This window comes from Rhizobium oryzihabitans, assembly GCF_010669145.1.
Lineage (GTDB): Bacteria > Pseudomonadota > Alphaproteobacteria > Rhizobiales > Rhizobiaceae > Agrobacterium > Agrobacterium oryzihabitans.
The window spans coordinates 1,466,041-1,482,256 of record NZ_CP048635.1 but is presented as its reverse complement, the minus strand read 5'-3'; the positions used below and the strand labels follow the sequence as shown (position 1 = coordinate 1,482,256).

13 protein-coding genes and 1 pseudogene are annotated in these 16,216 nt (G+C 58.6%); 5 read left to right on the top strand and 9 right to left on the bottom strand.

Features of this window, described 5'->3' with window-relative positions; genetic code table 11:
- Positions 1-9: 9 nt before the first annotated feature.
- From G3A56_RS23510 to G3A56_RS23470, 9 genes and pseudogenes are all read right to left on the bottom strand, one after another.
- The gene (locus G3A56_RS23510) at positions 10-1,125 is read right to left on the bottom strand and encodes an ABC transporter ATP-binding protein (RefSeq protein WP_164056845.1); all 1,116 of its coding nucleotides are present in this window, start codon (positions 1,123-1,125) and stop codon (positions 10-12) included.
- Positions 1,126-1,128: 3 nt separating this feature from the next.
- A pseudogene (locus G3A56_RS23505) lies at positions 1,129-2,012 on the bottom strand (carbohydrate ABC transporter permease).
- On the bottom strand, positions 2,012-2,890 hold the full coding sequence (locus G3A56_RS23500) for a carbohydrate ABC transporter permease (RefSeq protein WP_035225859.1): 879 nt from the start codon (positions 2,888-2,890) through the stop codon (positions 2,012-2,014). Before G3A56_RS23500 ends, G3A56_RS23505 begins: the two are co-directional and overlap by 1 nt.
- A 230-nt stretch (positions 2,891-3,120) precedes the next feature.
- Complete coding sequence (locus G3A56_RS23495) at positions 3,121-4,362, bottom strand: ABC transporter substrate-binding protein (protein ID WP_035225860.1); 1,242 nt, start codon at positions 4,360-4,362, stop codon at positions 3,121-3,123.
- An 83-nt stretch (positions 4,363-4,445) separates the two neighbouring features.
- Positions 4,446-5,966 carry an aldehyde dehydrogenase family protein gene (locus G3A56_RS23490; RefSeq protein WP_175414396.1) on the bottom strand — a complete coding sequence of 507 codons (1,521 nt, stop codon included), beginning with the start codon at positions 5,964-5,966 and terminating at the stop codon, positions 4,446-4,448.
- Positions 5,966-6,745: an enoyl-CoA hydratase/isomerase family protein gene (locus G3A56_RS23485; protein ID WP_082184984.1), complete on the bottom strand. Its 780-nt coding sequence runs from the start codon at positions 6,743-6,745 to the stop codon at positions 5,966-5,968. The genes G3A56_RS23490 and G3A56_RS23485 overlap by 1 nt, the downstream gene beginning before the upstream one ends.
- The gene (locus G3A56_RS23480) at positions 6,738-8,351 is read right to left on the bottom strand and encodes an acyl CoA:acetate/3-ketoacid CoA transferase (protein WP_082184985.1); all 1,614 of its coding nucleotides are present in this window, start codon (positions 8,349-8,351) and stop codon (positions 6,738-6,740) included. Before G3A56_RS23480 ends, G3A56_RS23485 begins: the two co-directional genes overlap by 8 nt.
- On the bottom strand, positions 8,348-9,361 hold the full coding sequence (locus tag G3A56_RS23475) for a Gfo/Idh/MocA family protein (RefSeq protein WP_082184986.1): 1,014 nt from the start codon (positions 9,359-9,361) through the stop codon (positions 8,348-8,350). The genes G3A56_RS23480 and G3A56_RS23475 overlap by 4 nt, the downstream gene beginning before the upstream one ends.
- Positions 9,358-10,404: a LacI family DNA-binding transcriptional regulator gene (locus G3A56_RS23470; RefSeq protein WP_082184987.1), complete on the bottom strand. Its 1,047-nt coding sequence runs from the start codon at positions 10,402-10,404 to the stop codon at positions 9,358-9,360. Before G3A56_RS23470 ends, G3A56_RS23475 begins: the two co-directional genes overlap by 4 nt.
- 411 nt (positions 10,405-10,815) lie before the next feature.
- Here G3A56_RS23470 and G3A56_RS23465 point away from each other — a divergent pair, with 411 nt between their 5' ends.
- The 5 genes from G3A56_RS23465 (at position 10,816) to G3A56_RS23445 (ending at position 16,205) form a co-directional block, all read left to right on the top strand.
- Positions 10,816-11,286: a heme-degrading domain-containing protein gene (locus tag G3A56_RS23465; protein ID WP_082184988.1), complete on the top strand. Its 471-nt coding sequence runs from the start codon at positions 10,816-10,818 to the stop codon at positions 11,284-11,286.
- A gap of 317 nt (positions 11,287-11,603) precedes the next feature.
- On the top strand, positions 11,604-12,104 hold the full coding sequence (locus G3A56_RS23460) for a Csu type fimbrial protein (protein WP_164056844.1): 501 nt from the start codon (positions 11,604-11,606) through the stop codon (positions 12,102-12,104).
- Positions 12,105-12,125: 21 nt separating this feature from the next.
- On the top strand, positions 12,126-12,845 hold the full coding sequence (locus G3A56_RS23455) for a fimbrial biogenesis chaperone (protein ID WP_082184990.1): 720 nt from the start codon (positions 12,126-12,128) through the stop codon (positions 12,843-12,845).
- Complete coding sequence (locus tag G3A56_RS23450; RefSeq protein ID WP_082184991.1) at positions 12,817-15,255, top strand: fimbria/pilus outer membrane usher protein; 2,439 nt, start codon at positions 12,817-12,819, stop codon at positions 15,253-15,255. The genes G3A56_RS23455 and G3A56_RS23450 overlap by 29 nt, the downstream gene beginning before the upstream one ends.
- On the top strand, positions 15,252-16,205 hold the full coding sequence (locus G3A56_RS23445; protein WP_082184992.1) for a Csu type fimbrial protein: 954 nt from the start codon (positions 15,252-15,254) through the stop codon (positions 16,203-16,205). The genes G3A56_RS23450 and G3A56_RS23445 overlap by 4 nt, the downstream gene beginning before the upstream one ends.
- The last annotated feature ends 11 nt before the right edge of the window (positions 16,206-16,216 follow it).

Below are 16,216 nucleotides of genomic sequence, written 5' to 3'. Positions count from 1 at the left end.
CCAGGTACTTCAGGCGATACGCGCCTGGCTCGTCGGGTCGAAGAACACGGCCTTGTCGAGATTGAAGGCAAGACGGGCGTTCTGGCCGGCGTGAATGCGGGCATCGGCGCGCAGGCGGGCAACGACCTCCTTGCCGCCGAGCTTGGTGACGGCGAATGTATCCGATCCGGCCGGTTCCACGACCTCGATGTGGCACTCGCCCTCGGCAAGTGTGCGGGCGTTCCTGTCCGCCCCTTCCGGGTCGGTCAGAGCTTCTGGACGAATGCCGAAAATGACCTGCCGGCCCGCATGGGACGCCAGCGCCTCCTTGCCGGCCGCAACGGGAAGACGCATCGGCGCTCCATCCGGTCTGGCAAGAGAAACGGAATGTCCGGAGGCATCCTGCTCGATGGTGCCGGTCAAAAGGTTCATGGCGGGCGAGCCCATGAAATCGGCGACGAACATGTTTGCCGGATTATTGTAAATCTCGGCGGGCGAGCCGAACTGTTGCAGAACACCGTCCTTCAGAACCGCGATCTTCGTCGCCAGCGTCATCGCCTCGATCTGGTCGTGGGTCACGTAGACGATCGTGGTCTTCATGCGCTGGTGAAGCCGCTTGATCTCGGTGCGCATATCCACACGCAGCTTGGCGTCGAGGTTGGACAGCGGCTCATCGAAAAGAAACACCTGGGGATTGCGCACCAGTGCACGCCCCATGGCGACGCGCTGCCGTTGGCCGCCCGACAATTGGCTCGGCTTGCGGTCGAGGAGATGGCCGATCTGGAGGATATCGGCAACCTGTCTGATCGCCTTCTCGCGCTCTTCCTTCGGAACCTTGCGGATTTCCATGCCAAAGGCGATGTTCCCGGCAACGGTCATGTTGGGATAGAGCGCGTAGGACTGAAACACCATGGCGATATCGCGCTGGGAGGGCGGCAGACCGGCGACGTTGCGGCCATTGATCGAGATCGTGCCTGATGTGATGGGTTCCAGTCCGGCAATCGTGTTGAGCAGGGTGGACTTGCCGCAGCCGGAAGGCCCGACGAGCACCAGAAACCCGCCCTCCTCAATTTCGATATTAATGTCCTTTAGAATTTCCAGCGCGCCGTAGGACTTGCGCAGATGCGAGATTTCGAGAAACGACATGGTTTATCCTTTCACAGCGCCGGACATGAGACCCCGTACGAAGTAGCGGCCGGAGACGATGTAAACGATGAGGGTTGGGAGGGCGGCGAGGATCGCGCCCGCGAAATGGACGTTGTATTCCTTGACCCCCGTGGATGAGGACACGAGATTGTTGAGCGCCACCGTCATCGGGGTCGAAGACGCACCCGAAAACGAGGCGCCGAACAGGAAGTCATTCCAGATATTGGTGAACTGCCAGATGACCGAGACCACGATGATCGGTCCCGATGACGGCAGAAGGATGCGGCGGAAAATCTGGAAGAAACTCGCACCGTCGATCTGGGCCGCCCGGACGAGCTCCGTCGGAAAGGCCTCATAGTAGTTGCGGAAATAGAGCGTGGTGAAGCCCAGACCATAGATCACATGCACCATGATCAGGCCCCAGATCGAACCGGCGAGACCCAGCGTTCCGAGGATGCGCGCCATCGGGATCAGCACGATCTGGAACGGGATGAAGCATGAAAGCAGCAGCAGCCCGAAAAAGACGTTCGAACCGCGAAAGCTCCACTTGGTCAAAACATAACCGTTCAGCGCACCGACGATGGTGGAGATCGCAACAGCCGGAACGACCATCAGGATCGAATTGATGAAGAACGGCTTGAGACCCGTCGGCTGAACGCCGATCTGCGCCGTGGACCAGGCGGAGAGCCACGGCTCAATCGTCCACACCTGCGGCAGGTTCAACATGCCCCCTGTCGGATCTCGTCCAGGGGTTTGAGCGAATTGACCACCATCACGTAGAGCGGCAGCATGTAGTAGAGGGCGAAGAGTATCAGCGCCAGATAGATCAGTCCGCGCGTCAGATGGCCGTGGCTGATTGCATTTTGTTGGTTTGGAGCGCCGCTCATCAGCGTTTCCCTCCGCGAATTTCCGAATAGAGATAAGGCACGATGATCGAGAAGATCATGATGAGCATGATGATCGCCGACGATGCACCGATGCCCATGGAATTGCGCGTGAACGTGTAGGAATACATGAATGTCGCCGGCAGCTCGGTCGCCTGCCCCGGCCCGCCGCCGGTCAACGCAACCACAAGGTCGTAGGCCTTGATGGCGAGGTGAGCGAGAACGACGAATGCGGACAGGAAGACCGGCCGCATCAGGGGAATGATGATGCGGCGATAGGTCATGACGGTCGAGGCGCCATCGATCTGCGCCGCCTTGATGATTTCATTGTCGACACCGCGAAGGCCGGCCAGAAACATCGCCATGACAAAGCCCGAGGACTGCCAAACGGCGGCGATCACCACGCAGTAGATGGCGTAGTTGCGGTCCTTGATCCACGCAAACTGGAAGCTTTCCCATCCCCACAGATGCATGGTGTTCTGCAGGCCGATGCCGGGGTCCAGAAACCATTTCCAGGCCGTGCCCGTGACGATGAAGGAAAGCGCCATGGGATAAAGATAGATCGGCCTCAGGAAGCCTTCGCCACGGATTTTCTGGTCGAGCAGGATCGCCAGGAACAGGCCGAGAACCGAGCAGATGATGATGTAAAGGGACGCGAAGATCGCGAGGTTGCTGATCGCCCGCCACCAGTGCGGCAGCGCCCAGAGCCGCTGGTAATTCATCAGCCCGACGAAATTATAGGAGGGCAGCATCTTACTGTCCGTCAACGACAGGAAGCCCGTATAGGCGATGAAGCCATAGACGAAAATGATAATGACGACGAAGCTTGGAGCCAGAACAAGCTTCGGTAACAGCTCCTGAAGTCGACTACGACCAGTCATCGCGCAGATATCCTTGATCCTTGAAACAGCGCCCGACGCTTGCCGTTTCCGTCAATGAGAGCATTTCCAGGAAAAGTGGACCCCGGTTTTCCGTTCGGAAATGCGACAAAACAAAGAGTTTAGGTAGCCGAAGGCGACAGGCTGCCTGCAAGGCGCCCGGACGGTTCGACTGCGATTTCATGCGAGCATTGGTGCGGCGGGGGGCATGCCCCCACCGCATTTTTGCGCGTTTACTTTGCGGCTGCGACGGCAGCAGGCAGTTCGACGATTGCTTCATCCGGTGTCAGTTCACCGTTGAACTCACGGGTAACGACGTCGTAGATCGCGTTTTTGACGGCAGCTGGGTTGGCGTGACCGTGGGCCATCGAGCCGAAGAGCTTGCCGCTCTTGTCCGCCTCGGCAAGATCGGCGATCGCCTTCTTGCCGCAGGCATCAAAGGCCTCGTTGGACACGTCGGACCGGGCCGGAGCCGAACCCTTCACGACATTGAATGCCGACTGGAAGGTCGGGCTTTCGATTGCCGCCGCCATTTCCATCTGCGCCGGCACCTTGTCGGCGGCCACCTTGAACATGGCGAACTGGTCGGAGTTGAACGTCACCGCCCCTTGCGTTTCAGGATAACGCACGCAGACGAAGTCCGTGCCCGGCACCTTCTTCGCCTTGACGAATTCACCCTTCGCCCAGTCACCCATGAACTGGACACCGGCCTTGCCTTCGATGACCATGGCGGAAGCAAGGTTCCAGTCGCGACCGGAGAAATTGTCATCCACATAGGTACGAAGTTTCGTCATGCGCTCGAAAGCGGTCTTCATCTTCTCGCCGCCAAGGGCCGCAGGGTCGAGGTCGATGAATGCCTGCTTGTAGAAATCGGTGCCGAGCGACAGCACGACCGCGTCGAAAATCGTCGCATCCTGCCATGGCTGTCCGCCGGCAGCGATCGGGGTGATGCCCTGCGCCTTGAAATTGTCGAGCATGGCGACCAGCTCGTCCCAGTTCTTCGGCTCCTTGCCGCCAGCCTTGTCGAGCGCCGCCTTGTTGATCCACATCCAGTTGGTGGAATGCACATTCACAGGCGCGGCGATCCAGTGGCCGTCATATTTCGAGAAGCGCTGCAGGGCTTTCGGAATGACCTTGTCCCAGCCGTCTTTGGCGGCCAATTCATCGAGGTTGCCGAGAGCCCCTTCTTTCGCCCAGTCCTGAATGTCGAAACCGAGCATCTGAACGGCGGTCGGCGCATTGCCGGCGGTAACGCGGGCGCGCAGCACCGTCATGGCTTCCGTGCCGCCGCCGCCAGCGACAGGCATATCGGTCCAGGTAATGTTCTTCGCCTCAAGGTCCTTCTTCAGGACGTCGAGTGCGGCAGCCTCGCCGCCGGATGTCCACCAATGCAGGACTTCGACATTTTCCGCCGCCTGTGCAGCGCCGGCCATCATTGACACTGCCAATGCAGTGGTTGTCAGAAATTTGCGCATATGTTCCTCCCATTGTCGCAAATTAAAGCGAGGAGATCCCCGCCCCGTCACCCGTCCTCCTCAGACGCAGTCAGTCTAACCGGCTAGGCCGGTTTTTCAGTCTGCGGCATCCACCAGCTGGTTCGGCCGCCGATATGCATGTTCAGGGTCTTGGTTTCCGTATAGTCCTCGACCGCATGGCGACCGAGTTCCCGGCCGAGACCGGACTGCTTGTAGCCTCCGAACGGCAGCTCGCTCGCGCCATCCATGAAGGTATTCATCCACACAGTACCGGCCCGCACGCGGCGTCCGATTGTCAGGCATGTATCGAAATCGCGGCTCCAGACGCCTGCGGAAAGGCCGTAATCGACGGAATTGGCGATCTCGATAGCTTCTGCGGTTGTCTCAAATGTCAGAACCGAAAGGACCGGTCCGAAAACTTCCTCACGCGCAACGGCCATGGCCGGCGTGACATCCGATAGAATGGTAGGCGCCATGAACTGACCCATTCCCAAGTCCAGCTTTTCTCCCCCATGAGCGATCTGTGCGCCGCTGCTTTTCGCATCTGAAACGTAACCGGAGATTTTTTCAAGATGCTGAGGCGTAATGATCGCGCCGACCTGTGTCGTCGGGTCCAGAGGATCGCCTACCTTAACATTCCTGGCAAGCTCGCCGACACGCTTGACCACATCCGCCGCGATGCTTTTGTGAAGAATGAGGCGTGACCCGGCATTGCAGCACTCGCCGGCATTAAAATAGGCCCCGAAGACCGCCGCATCGATGAATGCATCGAGATCGGCATCAGGGAAAACGATCTGCGGGTTCTTGCCGCCCAGTTCGAGCGAAACCTTTTTCAGGCTGTGCGCAGCATTGACCATGGTCAGCTTGCCGACGCCCGTTGAACCCGTGAAAGAGACCATATCGACTGAAGGATGCGAGGTCATGATCGAACCGACCTCGGCGCCGGTTCCGGTCACGATGTTGACGACACCCTTAGGCACGCCGGCTTCCTGCAGGATTTCACCGAGAACGAGCGTCGAGCCAGAGCTGAGTTCCGAGGGCTTTACAACCGTGGTACAGCCGGCCGCCAGCGCGAAAGGCAACTTCTGACCGACAATCAGGAAAGGGAAATTCCAGGGCGTGATGATCGACACGACACCGATTGCCTCACGCAGAACAACACCGAGCGTGCCGTCACCAAGCGTATTATAGCTTTCGCCATGCAGATCTCTGGCAAGTGCGGCGGCATAACGCCAGATATCGACGGAACCGGCTATTTCACCACGCACCTGCGTAATCGGCTTTCCGGCCTCGACCGCATCGAGATAGGCAAGTTCTTCGGATCGTGCGGCAATGAGGTCGGCGGCTTTCAACAGAATTGCCGAGCGTTCGGAGGCAGTCATGCGCGGCCATGGCCCGGTATCAAAAGCCGTCCGTGCCGCCGCTATCGCCCGTTCCGCATCAGCCTTGGTTCCGTATTGAAAGCGGCTGACGATGGAGCCATGGCCAGGCGCTATCCGCTCGATAGGATCGACATTGCCTTCGACCCATTGGCCGTCGATGAACATCTTGAAATCCCTGGCGGACTGGTCGCTCAGCATTTTCGGATTGATCAGAACCGTCATCACCATTCTCCGTTAAATATTGCCGGACGCTTTGCGCTAAATGCCGCCACGCCTTCCTTCAGGTCGCCGGTCTTGGCAGCCAGGATGGAACCCAATGCCTCGACCGCCGTGCCATTGTCTTCACCACTTGCCGAAGCGATCATCAGTTTGACGATCTCGGACGCAGCAGGGCCACGCGCGGCAACACGCTGCGCATAATCTTTCGCGGCGGTCAGAGCATTGCCAGTCGGGGTGACGGCATCGACAATCCCAAGCGCGAGCGCTTCCTGCGCGCTGAATGTTTCGCCGCCGAGCGCCATCCGTCGCACGGGCTGCGCGCCAAACCGCCTGACCAGCCGCTGCGTGCCCGACCAGCCCGGCACCATGCCGAGGCTGGTTTCCGGCAGACCGATCTTGATCTGCTCCTCGGCAATACGAATGTCGGCGATACCCGCCAGTTCGAGGCCGCCGCCAAGCGCATGGCCGTTCAGCGCGGCGATCAACGGCACCCGCAAGGTCGCAAGCCGTTCGAAGACCCGGTGACCATGGCGAACCCAAGCGTGGCCAAATTCCTGGGGCTGCATGCCGCCCCATGCCTTGATATCGCCACCGGCCGAGAAGCCCTGCCCCTCGCCCGTCAGGATCACCACACGGACCGCATTGTCTGCCTCGACCTCGTCGGCGGACGCCATCAGAGAGCCGAGCATGTCCAGATCGAGCGCATTGCGCTTTTCCGGCCGCGACACCGTCATGACCGCGATATGGCCGTCGATCTCGACGCGAACCGTGCCGTTAGCCATGGAAGGTTCCCTCCAGCACACGAGCGCTTTTTTTAGGCAACGCAAGCCGGATATTGGCTTCGGCAAAAAGCGAGGCGTCCATCACCTTGAGATTGTCGGCGACGATAAGCTCGAACTCGGACTGATCGAGGATCTGGGTCTGCAAATCGATCCCCGGCGCGATCTCCGTCAACACGATGCCTTGCGGCGTCAGTTTCATGACGCAGCGCTCGGTGACATAGGTGATGTCCTGACCCTGTTCGATTGCCCTGCGGCCGGAGAAGGTAACGTGCTCGACCTCATTGACGAGCTTCTTCAGCTTTCCTTCCTTTTCGACAATCAGCCTGCCGTCATTGATCGACAGCTTTGCCCCCGCATTGAACATGCCGGAAAAGACGATTTTTCTCGCCCTCGCCGTGATGTCTACAAAGCCTCCGGCCCCGGCGGTCACATGCGGACGGAAGGAAAGCTTCGAAACATTGACGGAACCGTCCCTGCCGATTTCGAGGAAGGACAGCAGCGATGCATCGAAGCCCGCCCCCTGAAAATAGGTGAACTGATAGGGTGACGGCATATAGGCGTCGGCGTTGGAGGCACAGCCGAATGCGAAATCCAGGAGGGGAACCCCGCCGACTGCTCCCTGCTCGATCACCCAGGTCACCGCGCCATGCAGCCCTTCTTCCAGCAGAATTCTCGGCACATTCGCAGAGATGCCGAAACCGAGATTGACGCAACTGCCAGCCTCTAGTTCCTGCGCCACACGGCGGGCGATCACTTTCTGGATGTTGAATTCCGGCACCTCGAATGAATCGAGCGGATGGAAAACCTCTCCCGAAATCGCCGGATCATAGACCGTCTGGGTCGTCTGCTTCTGATCGGGATCGACCACCACATAATCCACCAGCATGCCGGGAACCCGCACATCGTGCGGCTTGAGCGAGCCTTCCTTGGTGATGCGCTTCACCTGCGCAATGATGATGCCGCCATTGTTGCGGGCGGCAAGCGCCTGATCGAGACCCCCGAGATAAGCGCCCTCATGTTCGTAGGAGAGATTGCCGCGCTCATCGGCGGTCGTCGCGCGGATGATCGTCACCTGCGGAATGATCGACGGAAAATAGAGCCAGTCCTCGCCCTCGAAAGTCACCCGTTTGACGACAGGCTCGGCCGCAGCCGAAGCATTCATCGCACAGCCCTGACGGGCCGGATCGACAAAGGTATCGAGGCCAATTTTGGTAAGCACACCGGGGCGCTTTGCAGCCGCCTCGCGATGCATGTCGAACATGATGCCGGACGGAATATTATAGGCCGGAATTTCATCGGCAGTGATCATCTGCCAGATCAAGGGCGGTTCGGCACTGGATGGACCGGACGGATATGAACCGCCAATGATCCGCTTCAGCAGGCCCTTTTTTGCGATGTGATCGACACCCTTGATGCCGCTCATGTCACCGGCGGCAATCGGATGAAGTGTCGTGATATCCTTTGGATGTCCGGTCGCATCGAAGCGGTCACCAATCGCCTTCAACATCAGATCGGGGCAACCCAGACCGCTTGACGACGAAACGGACACGATTGCGCCATCTGGAATGAGATCCGCTGCCTGCGCTGGAGTAATGTGTTTTTTCATGACCGGCTCTCGATTCCCGTTTTGACCCGAACAGCGGCCCCGCTTTTTGACGCTTCGACGACGGCAAGCCCGGTCGCCAGCGACCAGATGCCGTCTTCAGCAGTCGCGGAAGGTTTGCCGCCGGTGATGGCCGCGTGGAAAGCTTTGAGCGCGACCTCATAGAGATTGTCGGAACCCGCCTGGATTTCCTCCTCGCCAGCCTCGGTTCGAAGCACCACGGTGCCGACCGACTTCTGGGTCATCACATTTCTGGCGATCAGGGAGCCTTCGGTGCCATGAACCTCGAAACCGGTTTCGGCATATCTGGTCGTGAAGCCATCGTGGAACTGCGCGATAAGACCGTTTTCGAAACGAATGACACCCATGACGGCGTCTTCAAGTCCCTCCCGGCTCATGCCGCCGGCTTGAGAAAATGCGATGACTTCGACCGGATCAGCGCCCAGCACAAAGCGGAGCGTGTCCACGTCGTGCACGGTAATGTCGAGGATGACACCGCCGCCAGCAGACGGCTTGTCCAGCCGCCAGCCCTGTAAGTGCGGCGGCAGGTAAACCGCATGAAAGACGCGCGCGCTCAGCGGCGTTCCGATCCTGCCGGCAGCGATTGCATCGCGCATCGCACGGTGAGTGGGCGCATTCCGGAGATGGTGATTTGTCGCCAGAACGACGTTTGCCTTACGGGCCGCGTTTGTCATCGCGTGGGCCTCTTCGAGCGACAGGGCCAGAGGTTTTTCGCAAAGAATGTGTTTTCCCGCCCGGGCAGCAGCAAGCGCCTGCTCGCAATGCAGATCATTCGTCGTCGAAATGTAGACCGCGCCGATGGCCGGATCGGCAAGCAGCGATGCCAGATCGGCAGCGACATTCGGGATGCCGTTTGCCGCCGCATATTCCGCCCCGCGAACAGGGTTGGAACTCAGAACGGAAACAACCTCGCCGCCTGTTTTTCTAATCGCGTCGATCACCCATTCGCGCGCGATCGTGCTTGCCCCTATCAGTCCCCAACCTACTGTCATATCGATGCCCTCCCGACTTCATTCCGCCCTGCCCCGCAACTCTCCCGCACAACCAGCCGAACCGCCGTTGTCACGGCCTCCGCATCGGCCTTCTCCGAATTGATCTGCTTGAGAAGCAGCTGCGCTGCACGCCTGCCAATCCCCTGGGGGTCGACGGCGATGGTTGTCAGGGCCGGCACCGTCGTCTTGGCTTCAATTACATCGTCAAAGCCGACAACCGCAAAATCCCGCCCCGCCTCCATCTGCCGGGCGCGCAGCCCGTCGCAAACACCAAAAGCCACGGCATCGTTAAAGCAGACGGCGGCCGTGACCGGATCGCCTGCTTCGAGCACACGTCCGATCGCCTCGACGCCGCCGGCACGCGAGGGCGCGCAGGGAACAACCGCCGCCTCCTGAAAAGGCAGACCGGCGACAGCCAGGGCATCCCGAAAGCCGCTGACCCGCTCGTGAAAAACCGCCGTATCGGGAAAACCGCCCATGAAGGCGATGCGGGTGTGACCGAGCGAGGCAAGATGGGCAACCGCCTGCGCCATGCCGGCCTGATTGTCGGATGCCACCGACGAGACTTTCGCACCGGGCAGGCTGCGAACAACGACCACGACAGGAATGCCGGCGGCAATCAGCGGCTTGAAGTCGAGCGGATCGGTCGCACGGGCGGGCGACACGATCAGCCCCGAGATGCCGTGTTCCCGCATGGAGGCAATCACCTCGCGCTGCCGGTCGATGCTTTCGCTGGTATTGGCAAGAAACTGAACATAGCCGGCCGATTGCACGACGGTATCAACGCCAACGGCAAGCTCCGCAAAGAAGCTGTTCGTCAGATCGTTGACGACGACACCGATGATTTTCGATTTCGCACTGGTCTGGCGCAGGTTCGCGGCGCCACGGTTATAGACATAACCAAGCTCGCGCATTGCCGCATTCACCTTGGCCCGCGTTCCCTCATTGACGAGCGGAGACCCCCGCAGCACCAGCGAGACGGTCGATTTCGACACGCCTGCAGCCTGCGCGATATCTATAACGGTTACCCGTCCGCCAGTCATAGAACCCCTCCAATGCCTTTCCTCGAAATTGAGGCTAATTAATTGGAACGTTCCAATTTTGTCAAGCGACATTGCCGAACCAAAAATGAAAACAGCGGGAAAGAGAATACAAAACCTCCAATAATTTATTTATTTCAATGTATTATTGGATATTTTTGATTCTTGTAATTTCCGTAAATTCTTCGAGATTTGCGGCGGTACGCGCTTGAAAAATGGAACGTTCCAAAATACGCTAATGTTTCTTCCCAACAGGAGCCATGTTTATCAGGCGTGCAATGCCGGACGAATGCGACGTTCAGCAGCGCACAACCAGGCCCGAGCGGCAACGCTTGCCCTTCAGTCACTATGGACAGTAGTTTACCGTCAAACGCTCAGGCTGATGAGCGATCGACCCTCATTCCGGAGCAATGAATGACAATAGAAACGCCTTCACTTGACGCCCTGCGAGCAGAGCTCGCAACACTTCAGCTCGACACGTTCAATTACGATTTCGCATGGAGACTGGGCAGTCTGATAAGACAGCGAGCGGCATCACAGGAGCTCCCTGTAGCAATCGAGATACGGCACGGCACAGACGTGGTCTTTGCCACTCTCCTGCCCGGCGCAACCATCGACAATTTTGGGTGGACACGGCGCAAATGTGCCGTCGTTCATCGCTTTCATCGCAGCTCGCTTCAGGTCCGGCTCGAATCCGAACTGAAGGGGTATGACTTCAACACCCGGTTTGGCCTGCCGACGAGCGATTACGTCGCGAGCGGCGGCGCGTTTCCGCTCACCATCCGTGGAGGCACGCTGATCGGGTCGTTGGGTGTCAGCGGACTGCCTGACGTGGAAGACCACAAGCTGGTTACACTCTGCCTGACGGAGATGCTCGCAGGCTGATTGCAAGACGCTTGCTCTCGGATATGCGTTTTCACTCATCGTCTATCCGAGAGTTCCGCACGCTACTGATCACATCGTGTGTCCATAACCAAGCGATTGATTGTAAAGAATTTTTCAAAACAAATGAACTATGAAGCAAACCACATATGGTTGTGCTTCCTACTGCATTTCGCCCGGTAGTTTTTCAGGTCTCGACGTTAAGGATTTGTTAACTCAATCGAAGAGAATATTAGCATATTCTTATTACCCGCTATTCGGGTGATGATTTGCTGCGGATCGCCAGGAAAATCGGCGGTGCGAAGGCATGGGGAGAGAGCATGAGGTTCGTGAAATCACGCCACATCGCATTGCTTGCAGCATTGATCTCTGCGCCCGCATCAAGCGTCGCGCAGACGTCCACCACGTCAGACTTTACAGTGCAGATCACCATTCAGGCGGCATGCCAGATCAATTCCACGACTTTGCTTAATTTCGGCAATAGTGGCTTCATCGCGGCTGAAGTGGATGCGACCAGCCAGATTGTCGTGCAATGCACCTCAAGCACACCATACTCGCTGGGGCTGAGCGCCGGAGCAGGGACTGGCGCCACGGTTGCAAACCGCTTGATGACCGGCCCCAGCGGCGCGACCGTTTCCTATTCCCTGTACCGGGATTCCGGCCACACGCAGCTGTGGGGAAATACCATCGGCACGGACAGGCAGACGGGAACGGGAACGGGCTCGGCACAGACATATACCGTTTATGGGCGCGTGCCTGCCCAGACGACACCCGTACCGGGCGTTTATACGGACACAGTAAGGGCCACGCTTACCTATTGATCGCCAGAGGGAGGATCGCACATGCGTCTTTTTACCTTAGCGGCTGCGTTTATTGCCGGTTTGTCTGTTTCACCTTCATACGCCACATCTTTGCGGGTCTCGCCCGTTATTCTTGATCTCAAGGCACCGGCAGCGGCATCCAGTCTTCGAATATGGAATGATGCAAAAACGCCCATCAACGTTCAGGTCAGAATTTTCCGCTGGACCCAGCAAAACGGAGAGGATGTCTTAACGGCAGCAGAGGACGTCGTTGCCAGCCCGCCCATGACGCAGCTGAAGCCGGGAGCGGAAAACCTTATCCGCATCGTCCGGCTCTCCAAAAGGCCCATCAGGGCCGAGGAAAGTTACCGCGTCATCGTCGACGAATTGCCATCAAGGAGCAAATCCCCGTCCGGCACGATCACGCTGGTCGTTCGTCACTCCATACCCGTTTTCTTCTCGAATGCGGCCGCCGGTGATGCGGAGGCAACGTGGTCGGTGACGCCGCAGGCCAATGGTTATCGCGTGACGGTTTCCAACAAGGGTCTGAAGCGGCTGCGGATCGCCAACCTCAAACTGCTCGGTGGTAACGGGCAGGCAGTCGCCCAGCAGCAGGGACTGGTGGGCTATGTGCTCGGCCAGTCCGGCACAAGCTGGGTGGTGCCGGCATCGGGTGGAAAACGAGCCGGCGGCACAATGAAGATTTCGGCGGACAGCGAAGGCGGCCCTGTCAATGCGACGGCGCGCGTCACCGGCGGATAGCCTTGCCGTTTTGGCGATTGCAGGTTTGACGATCATTTCATCGAGCAGTTTTTCCATGGCGCAGGATTTACCCCCTGCGGCATCACCGGCCCTTTTTGCCGCAGAAGAGCCGAGACAATTGCAGCTCGAAGTCTACATCAACGATGTTTCGACAGAACTGATCGCCACATTTCGTCAAGACGACACCGGCGCGCTTTTCATAGAGCCGGTCCAGCTGAGAAATGTCGGAATTACGCCCGTTGACAGTGCCGTTCGCGGCGACGGCTGGGTCGATATTTCCAGACTGCCGGATGTGACGGCACATTACGACGAGAGCAGCCAGTCCGTTTATTTCACGCTGCCGATGGCGGCACGGGCCAGCAAGCTCATCGACGCATCCGGTAAAAATGACCGGGATAAGGACGAAGAGGCGGAGACCAGGGCCACAAGCGATCTGGGAGGTCTGGTGAATTACACGATTTACGGATCATCCGGTGGCGAAAGATGGTCGGATATTGCCGACTTCAACGGCGTTTCCGCCTTGCTGGAAGGCCGCGTCTTTGGTCCACTCGGCGTATTGTCCTCGTCTCAGGTGCTGAGCACTTCGCAGCTCGACCAGTTCGATACAAGACGGCTCGACACCACCTGGAGCTATTCCGATGAAGACACGCTGACGACCTATCGCGCCGGTGATCTGATCACGGGCGGGCTTGCATGGACACGCCCGACGCGGCTGGGTGGACTGCAAATACGAAGAAATTTCGATCTGAGGCCAGATATCGTGACGATGCCGATGCCGGCCTTTGCCGGTTCCGCAGCCGTACCATCCACTGTCGATGTCTATGTGGATAATATTCGCCGCATCTCGCAGGATGTTCCGGAAGGTCCGTTTTCCATCACCAATCTCCCCGTCGTCAGCGGTGCGGGCAATGCGCGGCTGGTGGTGCGTGATGCGCTTGGCCGCGAGACCGTGTCGGAAACACCGTTTTTTGCCTCGGCGGATTTGCTTGCAAAAGGGCTGGTCGATTTTTCCGCCGAGCTTGGCTTTGCCCGACGCGACTACGGCACCTCGTCCTTTGATTACGATGAAAGACTGTTGGGATCGGCCACGGTCCGCTACGGCTTTTCAGACAAGCTGACACTGGAAGGCCACGCGGAAGGCGGCGTAGACTTCTACAATGTCGGGTTTGGCGGGGTCTTCACACTCGGCAATTTCGGATTGGGTACGGTCTCCGGCGCAACCAGCCATTTCAAGGATGAAAGCGGTTATCAGTTGTCGGCAAGCGTCGAGGCGGAATTGCTCGGCATTCAGTTCGTCGCCCGCTCACAACGCACCTTCGGTGACTACCACGATATCGCATCCGTCTCCGCAAACACGTCAGAAAACAGGAGGATATCGGGTCTTCTCAGCGCGCGTGCCCCGCGTTCCCTCGATCAGATTTCCGCTTCCACCCAGCTGGCTTTCGACGAGACGAGCCTGAATTTCTCCTACACGCAGCTTGAAACCTTCGATGAAAGGAAATCCCGGCTGCTCGGTCTTTCCGCAACACGACGGTTTGGCGAAAACGGCAATATCTTCATCACTGCCTACAAGGACCTTGAAGACGATGGGTCCTATGGCGTTTACGCCGGTCTTTCCTGGACCTTCGGGGGCGGTATTTCCAGCTCCGTCGGTTTGTCATCCAATGCCGATGGCTATTCCGTGACGGCGGATATCGCAAAATCCGAGCAGCAGACCGAGGGAAGTTATGGCTGGCGTTTGCGTGGCTCCATGGGCAACAGCGATATCGTCTCCGCTTCGGGCAGCTATCGCGGCAGCGTGGCCCGCGTGGCGGCGGGTGTCGATCAATTCAATGGCACCACACAGGCCTATGCGCAGGTGGATGGATCGATCGCGATTGCAGGGGGAGATGTTTTCCTTGGCAACCGGATCGATGATGCCTTTGCCGTTGTGGATGCGGGTGCCCCCGGCGTCGAAATCTTGCTGGAAAACCGCCCCATCGGACAGACCAACCGCCGTGGCAAGATATTGCTGCCAAATCTGCATTCTTACGATGTCAACACGATCACGCTCGACCCCGGCAATCTTCCCGTCGATGCGCGTATCGACCGGACGAAGCAGACCGTCATTCCTTCGGAGGGAAGCGGGGCGGTTGTCGATTTCAAGGTGGAAACCGGGGGGCGCGTGGCGCTCATAACGCTGAAGAACGAAAGCGGCGACTTCATCGAAGCGGGATCGACAGGCACGATCGATGACAGCCGCGATTTCGTGGTTGGTTATGACGGACAGGCCTATCTCGACAATGTCTCTGAAAAACACCGGCTTCTCATCACGCAGCCGACCGGTGGCGAGTGCGAGGCGCAGATCGTTCTTGGCGATGCCGCCGAAACCCGCACGACCCTCGAAGCCATTTGCAGGAGCGTTCAATGACGATGCTGACCCGTGCCGGCCTTGCCCTCTCCGCTTTTCTTTTTGCCTCTCCCGTGCTGGCGCAGAGCTGTAGTTTCGGTATGTCGGATATGAATTTCGGCTTCGTCAACCTTACAGGCGGGAGTGCGGTGGACAGTACCGCGACACTGAACATAACCTGTTCCAACCCATTGTTGACGCTGGGCCTTTCCATTCGCATCTGCCCGAACATCAATGCGGGCAGTGGAGGCCAGTCCGGCGGAATTCGCAGGATGTTACAGGGCAGCAACGTGCTCAATTATCAATTATATCAAAATTCCGGGCGAACGACGTCCTGGGGCTCCCTCGCTCAACCTGCGCTCGGATCGCCGCCGCCGATCGATCTGGCGCTACCCCTCCTGGTGAATAATACAAGCCGTACCGTTTATGGCAGGATTGCCGCCAATCAGGCATCTGCGGCGCGGGGCCCATATCTCTCCAGCTTTGCTGGCGCCGAGACCAGCTTCACCTATACATCGTATCTTCTACTTGCGCCGAGTTGCTCCACTGTAACCCAAAACCCCACGCAAGTACCGTTCAACGTCACGGCTGTGGTGGAGCCGACCTGTCTTGTCACAGCTCAACCCATCAATTTCGGCAATCACGGCGTTCTCAGTACCGCAGTCGATGCGACCGGTGCGATTTCGCTGACCTGCACGGCAAATCTCGCCTATAGCGTTGCTCTCAACGGCGGGCTGAGCAACAGCCCGCCGGCTTCGCGGCGAATGGTGCTTGGGGGAGCCTCGATCATCTATGGCCTTTACCGTGACACAGGCCGCACCAATGTCTGGGGAAGTGCGGCCGGGCAGATAGTCACCGGTACCGGAACGGGCAGCCCGCAGACGCTGACCGTCTATGGACGCGTGCCGGCGCAGAATACGCCGGCGCCGGGAACTTACTCGGATACCGTTGTCGTGACGGTGAGTTATTGAGGGCGCGCCTC

Bases quoted from the DNA above. Each gene is read 5' to 3' on its own strand.
- G3A56_RS23465 (WP_082184988.1), top strand. From the start codon at position 10,816: ATGACAATAGAAACGCCTTCACTTGACGCCCTGCGAGCAGAGCTCGCA.
- G3A56_RS23475 (WP_082184986.1), bottom strand. From the start codon at position 9,361: ATGACAGTAGGTTGGGGACTGATAGGGGCAAGCACGATCGCGCGCGAA.
- G3A56_RS23455 (WP_082184990.1), top strand. From the start codon at position 12,126: ATGCGTCTTTTTACCTTAGCGGCTGCGTTTATTGCCGGTTTGTCTGTT.
- G3A56_RS23480 (WP_082184985.1), bottom strand. From the start codon at position 8,351: ATGAAAAAACACATTACTCCAGCGCAGGCAGCGGATCTCATTCCAGAT.
- G3A56_RS23450 (WP_082184991.1), top strand. From the start codon at position 12,817: ATGCGACGGCGCGCGTCACCGGCGGATAGCCTTGCCGTTTTGGCGATT.
- G3A56_RS23490 (WP_175414396.1), bottom strand. From the start codon at position 5,966: ATGACGGTTCTGATCAATCCGAAAATGCTGAGCGACCAGTCCGCCAGG.
- G3A56_RS23445 (WP_082184992.1), top strand. From the start codon at position 15,252: ATGACGATGCTGACCCGTGCCGGCCTTGCCCTCTCCGCTTTTCTTTTT.
- G3A56_RS23495 (WP_035225860.1), bottom strand. From the start codon at position 4,362: ATGCGCAAATTTCTGACAACCACTGCATTGGCAGTGTCAATGATGGCC.
- G3A56_RS23460 (WP_164056844.1), top strand. From the start codon at position 11,604: ATGAGGTTCGTGAAATCACGCCACATCGCATTGCTTGCAGCATTGATC.
- G3A56_RS23510 (WP_164056845.1), bottom strand. From the start codon at position 1,125: ATGTCGTTTCTCGAAATCTCGCATCTGCGCAAGTCCTACGGCGCGCTG.
- G3A56_RS23485 (WP_082184984.1), bottom strand. From the start codon at position 6,745: ATGGCTAACGGCACGGTTCGCGTCGAGATCGACGGCCATATCGCGGTC.
- G3A56_RS23500 (WP_035225859.1), bottom strand. From the start codon at position 2,890: ATGACTGGTCGTAGTCGACTTCAGGAGCTGTTACCGAAGCTTGTTCTG.
- G3A56_RS23470 (WP_082184987.1), bottom strand. From the start codon at position 10,404: ATGACTGGCGGACGGGTAACCGTTATAGATATCGCGCAGGCTGCAGGC.